Raw genomic sequence first — 9,465 nt, 5'->3', positions numbered from 1 at the left:
GCGCCAACACTGTGGGTTGGGGGGGGCGGCGGGTGGGGGGGGGGGGGGGGGCCCGGCCCCCCACGCCAGGCTGCGCGGCTTCTAGGTGTCGAGCGACAGCGACAGCATCGTGCCGCTCGCCGCCTGGACGAGCCGCATCCGTGCGAGCGCCGGGTGCTCGTCGAGCAGCTTGGCGCTGTTCGCCAGCGACCGGAGCGCCGCGGTCTCCGCCCGCGCGGCCTCGAGCTGCGCCTTGCCGCGCTGACGCGCGGAGACCAGCTCGTTGTACGCCGCGCGGAGCTCGGGCGGGAGGATCACGTCCTTGACGAGCGCCTCCCGGACCGTGATGCCGACCGGCTCGCCCGCCGCTGCGGCCGCGGACGTGATCGCCTCGGCGACCTCGCGCCGGCCGGTGGTGAGGACCGCGTCGACGTCGAGAGTCGCGAGCGCCTCGCGCAGCCCGAGCTGGGCGGCGAGGTACACCACTGCGTCAGGCGACGCCGAGCGCTCGTGGAACGCGACGGGCTCGCTGACGCTCCACACCATCGCGGCCGTCACCCGCAGGCTCACCCCGTCTGCGGTGATCACCTCCTGCGGCGCGAGGCCGACGAGCCGCTCACGCATGTCGATCCGCACGAGCTCGGTCCGGCTCTGCCGCGGGTGGCGGCCGGGCCCGAGGACCCGCTCGAGGCGTCCGTCGCGGTAGGCCAGCACCCGCTCGTGCTGGTCCACGGTGATCTTCGTCCTGAGCATGACGGCCGCCTCCCTTCTTTCTTGTCGACCGTCGGTGAAATCGTTGGTGTCGCGGGTGGCCCCGGCGGATGGCGCGGCTCACGACGGGGTGTGGCACGTCGTGCTGACCGTGCCGACCGCAGGGTCGACGAGTCGCGGGCTCCACCGGCCGGGACCGAGGTGAGGAGTTGAACCCCAAGCGGTCTTCCCGCATGCCGAGCGCCCCTGTGAGGGCGGGTGGTGACGGGGTGCGACGCGCAGGACCGGGAGAGGTACGCCGCCCCGGCTGCTGGTCCCGCCGCAGAAGAGGGTGACAGGTCTGTCGGCGGAAGGCGAACGGTTTGTTCAGCCTTGCAACGGGATCCTGAGCCGCCACCCGACCTGGATCTCGTCGGGGTCCTCGATGCGCGGGTTCGCCTTCACGATCTGAGCGACCGTCACCTTCGTGAACGCTTTGACCTTCCGCACGATCGCGGTCAGGGTGTCGCCCGACTCGACGCGGTAGATCAGGAACCCCGTCGCGCCCGGGAAGCAGATCACGTCTACCTCGCGGGTGTTGAACCCCGGGCTCGGGCCCTCGTTCGGCAGCCCCGGGTTGTCGCCGAACACCTGGACGGTGAGCCGGGTGCCGGGACGCGGCTTGTCGTCCAGCCGCACGCGCGCGGAGAAGTCCCCGACGCCGATCCCGCCGCCGCTCGACTGCGCGAAGCCCTGGCCCAGCACCTTGCCCTTCGGCCCGAGCACGCGGATCCCGATCGTCCCCTCGAACCCTGCGCCGATGCCGGCGACGACGATCTCGTCGCCCACCACGTCGTCCTTGCGCGGCTGTCGCACGCGCACGTCCGTCACCAAGGCCATGGCCGGTCCCTCCCGTCGCGAACGTGGTCACGCAGTGTGCCCACGTGGCCATCCTGCTCCTGCGCGGACGTTCCGTCGACAGTTCGAACCCGAAGCGTTGCGGAGCATCGGTGCGTGTCGGAGCACTGATGGAATCGCGCTCAGAGCCGCTCGATGATCGTGACGTTCGCCTGCCCCCCGCCCTCGCACCGCCGTTGACGTTGGTGCGCTCGAGCGGTGCGCCGGTCTCCTTGGCCCAGGCGAGCACGACGGAGGCGAAGGCCTCGTTGCACTCGAAGAGGTCGATGTCGTCGACGGTGAGACCGGTCCGCTCGAGGGCGTACTTCGTCGCGCGGATCGGACCGGTGAGCATCCAGACAGGGTCGTGGCCGCGCATGGAGCGGTGGTGGATCCGCGCCCGCAGGGTGAGCCCGTGGTCCTTCACGGCCTGCTCGGAGGCGAGGAGGAGCGCGGCGGCACCGTCGCAGATCTGGGAGGCGACGGAGGCGGTGATCCGCCCGCCCTCGGCGAGCGGTTGGAGGCCGGCCATCTTCTCGCGCGTGGTTGCGCGGCGCGGGGTCTCGTCGACGGCGAAATCCCCGGCGGGCTGATCTCGTGCTTGAACCGCCCCGCATCGGTCGCCCCGGACCGCCCGCTGGTGGCTCTCGAACGCGAACGCCTCCATGTCGTCACGGCTGATCGCCCACCGCTCCGCGATCATCTCGGCGCTGCGGAACTGGCTGACCTCCTGGTCGCCGTACCTTGCCTGCCACCCCGGCGACTCCGCGAACGGGGTCGAGAAGCCGTACTGCTGACCGACCAGCATCGCCGCCGAGATCGGGATCGCCGACATGTTCTGGAGCCCGCCGGCGACGACGAGCTCCTGAGTGCCGGACGTGACGCCCTGCGCGGCGAAGTGCACCGCCTGCACCGACGAGCCGCACTGCCGGTCGATCGTGACGCCCGGGACCCTGCTGGCCGCCGAGGCTCTGCTGCGCTCCGGGGACACCGAAGCATGTGCGCGACTCCTGCCCGGGATCGCGTCCGGCGAGCACGCCGCGACGCTGGCGTGGTCCGGGCCGACGGGGATGCCGGGCGCCGAGGAGCCGGTCGTGCACCACGAAGGGCGGCTCGACGGGACCATCACGCACGTGCTCGACGTGGACACCGCGGACGTCGTGCTCGTGGCGGCGCGTACCGCCGACGGGGTGGGGCTCTTCGAGGTCGCGCCCGACGCCGAGAGGGTGCGGCGCGAACGGACCACCACCATGGACCAGACGCTCCGGCTGGCCACCGTGACGCTCGAGCGCACCCCGGCGACCAGGATCGGGGCCACCGCCACCGACGTCCTCCGCGACGTGCACGCCGTCGGCTGCGCCTGCATCACGGCCCAGCAGGTGGGGCTGGCCCAGCGGGGGCCCGACATGACCGTCGCCAGCGCCGCGCTCGCCGCCTCCGTCGCGGTCACAGACGGCGCGCCCGACTTGATCCGGCAGGCGTCGGTCGCGAAGGCGTGGTGCACCGAGGCAGCCGACCACGTGGCCGCCGAGACCATCCAGCTGCACGGCGGGATCGCGATCACCTGGGAGCACGACGCGCACCTGCTGCTCAAGGGGGCCCACGCCCTGGGCACCATGTTCGGCCCCGCGCACCTCCACCGCGCCGCGGTCCTCGCGACGTAGCAGCCGGAGCGGACCCGATCCACTGGTGCACTGAGTACAGTGCCGTCTCGAGTGGTCACTGGGTCCGGGAGGGAGAGTCACGGGCCCGGCTCCTAGGGAGGGAGAGGGCCCATGACCGGACCGACCCCGCTCGCCGGCGCCGAGCAGCTGCCGCGCCGCCGTGAGCACACCCGGTCGCGCATCGTCGAGGCCGCCGCCGACGTGTTCGCCGAGAAGGCCCTGCGCCGCGTCACCGTCGACGACGTCGTGGCGGCAGCCGGCTACACCCGCGGCGCGTTCTACTCGAACTTCTCCGGGATCGACGAGCTCTTCTTCGACGTCTACGCCCACCAGGCCGACCAGATGATCGCCGCGGTGCGCGAGGTGCTCGAGGGAGTCTCGCCCGAGAAGTTCACCCTCGAGTCGCTGCGCGAGGTGCTTGGCGCACTGCATCCGTTCGGCCGGCGCTGGTTCCTCATCCAGAACGAGTTCGCCCTCTTCGCCGTCCGCGACGCCACGGCGCGCGAGACGTTCAAGGCCGAGAGCCGGCGGATGCAGGGCAGCATCGAGGAGCTGGTGCACGCGGTCCTCACGCTCCTGCACCGCGAGCCCGTCGTACCGATGCGCCACCTCACCGACGCGGTCATCGCGCTGTACCTGCACAGCCTCGGCAACGAGCAGCTCGAGACCGGCGGGCTCGACCCGCAGAGCCTCGAGGCGGACCTGCTCCCCCGGGTCGTCCTCGCACTGTCCCGCCCCGCCGCCTGAAGAGTGTTGAGCCGCCCCTCGTGGCGCGCCACGAGGGGCGGCTCAACACCACACCCAGCCACCAAAGATACGTTTGACAGGTCGCGCCCGTCCGGCTTACCGTCAAACGGTTCTTGGAGAGTCGGGAGGAGCGGTCATGAGCGTCGACCAGGGTGACAGCAGGACCTCACGGCTGCGCGCCACCGCCCACCCGCTCCGGCTGCAGATCCTGTCGCTGCTCACCGGGGCCGAGCTCAGCGCCTCGGAGGTCGCCCGTGAGCTCGACGTGACCCAGGCGAACGCGTCATACCACCTGAGGGTCCTCGAGAAGGCCGGGCTGCTCGAGGTCGCCGGGGAGGAGCGGATCCGCGGCGGCGTCGCCAAGAAGTACCGCCATCCCTGGCGCGAGAGCTCTGAACCCCGGGACACCACGCCCGACGAGCACGGCGGCTACGTCCGGGCGATGGCCGACGAGCTGGTCCGCCGCCACGGCGACCGGCGGCGCAAGGGGATCCTGGTCGACGCCGAGCTGTGGGTGGAGCCGGCGGTGTGGGAGGACGCCCGCGAACTCGTCCGCCGGGCCTCGGAGCTCCTCCACGACGCCGCCCGGCCGCCGCGGACCGACGGCACCTGGCACGTCAACCTGACCGCCGCCGCGTTCCGGATGGACGCCTGATGACCTGGGCCGAGGCACTGGCACCGCTGCGGGCCGCGGCGTTCCGGTGGTACTTCGCCTCCCGCGTGGCCAACACGCTCGGCACCACGATGGCGACGGTCGCGCTCACCTTCGCGGTCCTCGACCTCACCGGGTCTGCGAGCGCCGTGGGCCAGGTGCTCGCTGCGCGGACGGTGCCGATGGTGCTCCTCCTGCTGTACGGCGGGGTGCTGGCCGACCGGCTCCCCCGCTCCCTCGTCCTCCAGCTCTCGAACAGCCTGTCCGCCCTCACCCAGGGAACCGTCGCGTTCCTGGTGCTCACCGGATCAGCCGAGCTCTGGATGATCCTGCTCCTCGAGGCGGCCAACGGCGCGGTCTCCGCGGTCTCGATGCCCGCGATGCAGGCGATCGTGCCGAGCCTGGTGCCGCGGGCCTCGTTGCAGCAGGCCAACGCCCTGCTCTCCCTCAGCCGGAACGGGCTGGCGGTGCTCGGCCCGTCCATCGGCGCCGGCCTGGTCGTCACCGTGGGAGCCGGCTGGGCGATCGCCGTCGACGCGTGCCTGTGGCTGGTGGCCGCCCTGCTGCTGCTCCCGGTCGACCTGCCACCGCTCCCCCGCACCGAGGAGCGTCCGGGGTTCGTCGCCGAGCTCCGCGAGGGGTGGACGGTCTTCGCCGGCACCACCTGGCTGTGGGTGGTCGTGGTCGCGTTCGCGGTGATCAACGCCGTCCACATCGGCGCCTTCTACACGCTCGGCCCCGCGGTCGCCGACCGCACGATCGGCAAGGACGGCTGGGGTCTGGTCCTCTCCGCCGAGGCGCTCGGCTTCCTCCTGATGACCGTGCTCCTGCTGCGGGTGCGGCTGCGTCGCCCCCTGCTGCTCGGGATGGTGGGCGTCGCCCTGCTCGGAGCCCCGCTCGCGGTCCTGGGCACCGGGCCGGACCTCGGGCTCCTCCTCGGCTGTGCGCTGGTCGCGGGCGCCGGGACCGAGCTGTTCGCGCTCGCCTGGACGCTGGCGATGCAGGAGAACATCGAACCGCAGCTGCTCTCCCGCGCCTACTCGTACGACGCGTTGGGCTCCTACGCCGCGATGCCGGTCGGACAGCTCCTCTACGGACCCCTCGGCGAGACCTTCGGCCACCAGGACGTCCTGCTGGCGAGCTCGTTCGTCATCGCCACGGCCGCCCTGGCGCCGCTGCTGTCCCGCTCGGTGCGGACCCTGGACCGCGTGCCGATCGACCCGGCGCCGTCGCCGGTCTCCCCCTGAGCTGCGTGGGAAAGTTCATAGTCCGAGCCGTGTCCGGGCCGGTTGCCCCGTTGGTACGGTCCGGGGAGCCGCGCCGCGGCGTACCCCTGGACCATCCACGAGGAGGACGAGTTGCGCAGCGCCAAGGACTTCTTCCGGCCGCTCGCCGTCGGAGCACCCGAGCCCCTGCGCGAGATCCCGGCGAGGCCGAGCCGGGCGATCCACTTCTTCGACCCCTCGAACGAGAAGATGGCCGCGAAGATCCCCGGCATGGTAGGCAAGGTCGACGTGCTGCTCGGGAACCTCGAGGACGCGATCAAGGCCGACAACAAGGTGGCCGCGCGCGAGGGGCTCGTCCGGATCGCGCAGGAGACCGACTGGGGGCCGACCCAGCTGTGGACCCGGGTCAACGCGCTCGACTCGCCGTGGTTCCTCGACGACATCACCACCCTCGTCCCGGCGATCGGCGACAAGCTCGACGTGGTGATGGTCCCGAAGGTGCAGGGCGCCGAGGACATCCACTACGTCGACCGGATCCTCGCCCAGCTCGAGGCGAAGGCCGGGCTCACCCGACCGATCCTCGTCCACGCGATCCTCGAGACGGCCCGCGGCGTCGCGAACGTCGAGGAGATCTGCGGCGCGAGCCCGCGGATGCAGGGCATCTCGCTCGGACCGGCCGACCTGGCCGCGGACCGGCGGATGAAGACCATCCGGGTCGGCGGCGGCCACCCCGGCTACCTCGTCCGCCAGGACCCCGTGGACGGCGACATCGAGGGCGACCGCGGGATCTACCAGCAGGATCTCTGGCACTACACGATCGCGCGCATGGTCGACGCCTGCGCGATGCACGGCATCTACCCCTACTACGGCCCGTTCGGGGACATCGCCGACGTGGTTGCCTGCGAGGACCAGTTCCGCAACGCCTTCCTCCTCGGCTGCGTGGGCGCCTGGTCGCTGCACCCCAAGCAGATCGCCATCGCCAACAAGGTCTTCTCCCCCTCGGTCGAGGACGTGCGCCACGCCCGCCGCGTCGTCGCCGCGATGGGCGACGGCACCGGTGCGGTGATGCTCGACGGCAAGATGGAGGACGACGCCTCCCTCAAGCAGTGCCTGGTCATGGTCGAGCTCGCCGAGGAGCTGGCGAAGGTGGACGAGGGGCTCGCGAAGCAGTACGCCGCGATCGAGGTGGACCAGTGAGCCTCGACCCCCAGGAGACGTTCCGCCCCCGCCGCTCGGTGCTCTACATGCCGAGCTCCAACGAGCGCGCGCTGGAGAAGGCCAAGACGATCCCGTGTGACGGGCTGATCCTCGACCTCGAGGACGCCGTCGCCCCGGACGCCAAGGAGACCGCGCGCGACAACGCGTGTGCCGCTGCCCGCTCGGGAGAGTACGGGCGGCGCGAGATCGTCATCCGGGTCAACGGCACCGACACCGCGTGGCACGCCGACGACATGGCCGCCGCCTGTGCGGCCGGGCCCGACGCGGTCCTCGTCCCCAAGGTCGACAGCGCGGAGGCCGTGCGTGACCTGGTGGCCCGCATGGAGTCGGCCGGTGCACCGGAGCACACCAAGCTCTGGACGATGGTCGAGACCCCTGTCGCGATGCTGCACGCCGAGGAGATCGCCGCAGCCTCCGACCGGCTGACTGTTCTTGTCATGGGGACAAACGACCTGGCCAAGGAGCTCTACGCCGAGCACGTCCCGGGGCGGCACCCGCTGCTCACCGGCCTCGGGCTGGCGCTGCTCGCGGCCCGGGCGACGGGCAAGGCGATCATCGACGGCGTCTACAACAACGTGAAGGACGTCGACGGGTTCCTCGCCGAGTGCCGCCAGGGGCGCGAGATGGGGTTCGACGGCAAGACGCTGATCCATCCCGGCCAGGTCGCCGGCGCCAACGAGGCCTTCGCCCCGTCGGAGCAGGCGGTCGAGGATGCGCGCGGCATCCTGCAGGTGTGGGAGGAGGGCAGCGGCTCCGGGGTCGTCACCTACAACGGCCGGATGGTCGAGAACCTCCATGTCGAGTCGGCCCGCCGGGTCCTCGCGATGCACGAGGCGATCCAGGCGCTCGAGGCGGACACCGCTGGCTGAGCCGTCGTCGGCGAGGGTCCCCGCCCTCCCGCTCCTCGCGGTCGGCACCACGCTCGTGCTGTGGGCGTCGGCCTTCGTGGCCATCCGCCACCTCGCCGACATCTTCACGCCGGGTGCGCTCTCGCTCGGCCGGCTGCTGGTCGGCACCCTCGCGCTCGGCGCGGTGCTCCTCACCCGGCGGTGGGTGGCGCCGACCCGCGGCGAGTGGGTCCGGCTGGTCGCGATCGGGGTGCTCTGGTACGGGCTCTACAACGTCGCCCTCAACGCCGGCGAGCGGCGGGTGGACGCCGGGACCGCCGCGCTCCTGATCCAGCTCTCCCCCGTCCTGGTCGCGCTCCTGGCCGCGGCGTTCCTCGGCGAGCGGCTCACGGTGTGGCTCGGTGCCGGCCTGGTGGTGGCGTTCGGCGGTGTCGTCCTCATCGCCACCTCGACCAGCGGTCACGAGCAGCGCGACCCCTGGGGCGTGGCGCTGTGCCTGGTCTCCGCCGCGGCGTACGCGATCAGCGTGGTCCTCCAGAAGCCGCTCACCGTGCGGCTCTCTGCGGTCCAGATCACCTGGACCGCCTGCGCGGTCGGCGCCGTCGCGTGCGTGCCGTTCACCGGGGACCTCGTCGACGGGGTGGGTGCGGCCTCGGTCGCAGACGTGTGGTGGCTGGTCTACCTCGGGCTCTTCCCGACCGCCATCGCGTTCTCGACCTACGCCTACGCCCTGACGCACATGAGCGCGGGTTCGCTCAGCGTCACAACCTACCTCGTCCCGCCGATCACCGTGCTCATGAGCTGGGCGTTCCTCGGTGAGGTCCCGCCGGCCCTGGCGTACGTCGGCGGCGTGCTGTGCCTGGCCGGCGTGGCGCTGACCCGGCGCCGGCCGCCTCAGTCGCGGGTGGCGGTGTAGGAGCCCCGGTAGAACAGCAGCGGCTCGTCGGGCTGGCCGAAGCCGAGGTTGTGCACCTTGCCGATCACGACGTAGTGGTCGCCTGCCTCGTGGACCGCGTGCACGGTGCAGTCCACGTAGCCCAGGACCCCGTCGAGGAGCGGCGCGCCGGTCTCCGACGTCGTCCACTGCACGCCGTCGAACTTGTCGGACCCCTTGGACGCCATCCGGTTCGAGATCTCCTCCTGACCAGCGGCGAGGAGGTTGACGCAGAAGAACCCCGCGCGCTGCATCTGCGGCCACGCCCGCGACGTCTTGGCCGGGCAGAAGAGCACCAGCGGAGGGGACAGCGAGACCGAGCTGAACGACTGGCACGTCATGCCGACCGGCTCGCCGCCGCTCATCGAGGTCACGACGGTCACGCCCGTGCAGAACCGACCCAGGACGTCACGGAAGTGGCGGGCCTCCGCGAGCGTCCGCGGGTCGTCGCTCGGGAGGGGGGTCTCCTCCCCCAGGCGGAAGTGGAAGTCGAAGTCGCCCAGGAACTGGTCGATCAGGTCCGGGGACGGCCAGGTCTCCCGCGCCTGCGGGTTCATCCCTTCGGGCGGCTCGAGGCTCGACGGTTGCGACATCGAGACGAGCCTAGCCA

10 protein-coding genes and 1 pseudogene are annotated in these 9,465 nt (G+C 71.9%); 7 read left to right on the top strand and 4 right to left on the bottom strand.

What is annotated here, in order from left to right; translation table 11 throughout:
• Window positions 1-81: 81 nt before the first annotated feature.
• From FIP57_RS04000 to FIP57_RS03990, 3 genes and pseudogenes are all read right to left on the bottom strand, one after another.
• Complete coding sequence (locus tag FIP57_RS04000) at window positions 82-732, bottom strand: slipin family protein (protein ID WP_148572211.1); 651 nt, start codon at window positions 730-732, stop codon at window positions 82-84.
• A gap of 324 nt (window positions 733-1,056) precedes the next feature.
• The gene (locus FIP57_RS03995; RefSeq protein ID WP_148572209.1) at window positions 1,057-1,569 is read right to left on the bottom strand and encodes a Gmad2 immunoglobulin-like domain-containing protein; all 513 of its coding nucleotides are present in this window, start codon (window positions 1,567-1,569) and stop codon (window positions 1,057-1,059) included.
• A gap of 235 nt (window positions 1,570-1,804) precedes the next feature.
• Window positions 1,805-2,479, bottom strand: a pseudogene (locus FIP57_RS03990) (thiolase family protein); the annotation flags it as partial.
• Between FIP57_RS03990 and FIP57_RS03985 the strand changes: the two are divergent.
• The 7 genes from FIP57_RS03985 (at window position 2,436) to FIP57_RS03955 (ending at window position 8,837) form a co-directional block, all read left to right on the top strand.
• Window positions 2,436-3,230: an acyl-CoA dehydrogenase family protein gene (locus FIP57_RS03985; RefSeq protein WP_148572207.1), complete on the top strand. Its 795-nt coding sequence runs from the start codon at window positions 2,436-2,438 to the stop codon at window positions 3,228-3,230. The pseudogene FIP57_RS03990 and the gene FIP57_RS03985 sit on opposite strands and share 44 nt — an antisense overlap.
• Window positions 3,231-3,341: 111 nt before the next feature.
• Window positions 3,342-3,977, top strand: coding sequence for a TetR/AcrR family transcriptional regulator (locus FIP57_RS03980; protein WP_148572205.1), 636 nt, complete (start codon window positions 3,342-3,344; stop codon window positions 3,975-3,977).
• 136 nt (window positions 3,978-4,113) lie between these two features.
• Window positions 4,114-4,632: an ArsR/SmtB family transcription factor gene (locus FIP57_RS03975; protein WP_148572203.1), complete on the top strand. Its 519-nt coding sequence runs from the start codon at window positions 4,114-4,116 to the stop codon at window positions 4,630-4,632.
• On the top strand, window positions 4,632-5,876 hold the full coding sequence (locus FIP57_RS03970; RefSeq protein ID WP_148572201.1) for an MFS transporter: 1,245 nt from the start codon (window positions 4,632-4,634) through the stop codon (window positions 5,874-5,876). Before FIP57_RS03975 ends, FIP57_RS03970 begins: the two co-directional genes overlap by 1 nt.
• 111 nt (window positions 5,877-5,987) lie before the next feature.
• Window positions 5,988-7,052 carry an HpcH/HpaI aldolase/citrate lyase family protein gene (locus FIP57_RS03965; RefSeq protein WP_148572199.1) on the top strand — a complete coding sequence of 355 codons (1,065 nt, stop codon included), beginning with the start codon at window positions 5,988-5,990 and terminating at the stop codon, window positions 7,050-7,052.
• On the top strand, window positions 7,049-7,942 hold the full coding sequence (locus FIP57_RS03960) for an HpcH/HpaI aldolase/citrate lyase family protein (RefSeq protein ID WP_275266129.1): 894 nt from the start codon (window positions 7,049-7,051) through the stop codon (window positions 7,940-7,942). Before FIP57_RS03965 ends, FIP57_RS03960 begins: the two co-directional genes overlap by 4 nt.
• Window positions 7,869-8,837 (top strand): DMT family transporter, encoded by a 969-nt coding sequence (locus tag FIP57_RS03955; RefSeq protein ID WP_148572197.1) that lies wholly within the window; start codon window positions 7,869-7,871, stop codon window positions 8,835-8,837. Before FIP57_RS03960 ends, FIP57_RS03955 begins: the two co-directional genes overlap by 74 nt.
• Here the strand turns inward: FIP57_RS03955 and hsaB are convergent.
• Window positions 8,816-9,448: a 3-hydroxy-9,10-secoandrosta-1,3,5(10)-triene-9,17-dione monooxygenase reductase subunit gene (gene hsaB, locus FIP57_RS03950; protein WP_238993264.1), complete on the bottom strand. Its 633-nt coding sequence runs from the start codon at window positions 9,446-9,448 to the stop codon at window positions 8,816-8,818. The genes FIP57_RS03955 and hsaB overlap by 22 nt on opposite strands.
• Between the last annotated feature and the right edge of the window lie 17 nt (window positions 9,449-9,465).

It is taken from the genome of Nocardioides caldifontis, from assembly GCF_008087345.1.
Taxonomy (GTDB): Bacteria; Actinomycetota; Actinomycetes; order Propionibacteriales; family Nocardioidaceae; genus Marmoricola_A; species Marmoricola_A caldifontis.
Note: the sequence above shows the minus strand (reverse complement) of the source record. Positions and strands in the feature narration are given on the sequence as shown.

Coding starts and splice junctions, on each gene's coding strand:
- FIP57_RS03995 (WP_148572209.1), bottom strand. CDS start 1,569: ATGGCCTTGGTGACGGACGTGCGCGTGCGACAGCCGCGCAAGGACGAC.
- FIP57_RS03970 (WP_148572201.1), top strand. CDS start 4,632: ATGACCTGGGCCGAGGCACTGGCACCGCTGCGGGCCGCGGCGTTCCGG.
- FIP57_RS03980 (WP_148572205.1), top strand. CDS start 3,342: ATGACCGGACCGACCCCGCTCGCCGGCGCCGAGCAGCTGCCGCGCCGC.
- hsaB (WP_238993264.1), bottom strand. CDS start 9,448: ATGTCGCAACCGTCGAGCCTCGAGCCGCCCGAAGGGATGAACCCGCAG.
- FIP57_RS03975 (WP_148572203.1), top strand. CDS start 4,114: ATGAGCGTCGACCAGGGTGACAGCAGGACCTCACGGCTGCGCGCCACC.
- FIP57_RS03955 (WP_148572197.1), top strand. CDS start 7,869: ATGTCGAGTCGGCCCGCCGGGTCCTCGCGATGCACGAGGCGATCCAGG.
- FIP57_RS04000 (WP_148572211.1), bottom strand. CDS start 732: ATGCTCAGGACGAAGATCACCGTGGACCAGCACGAGCGGGTGCTGGCC.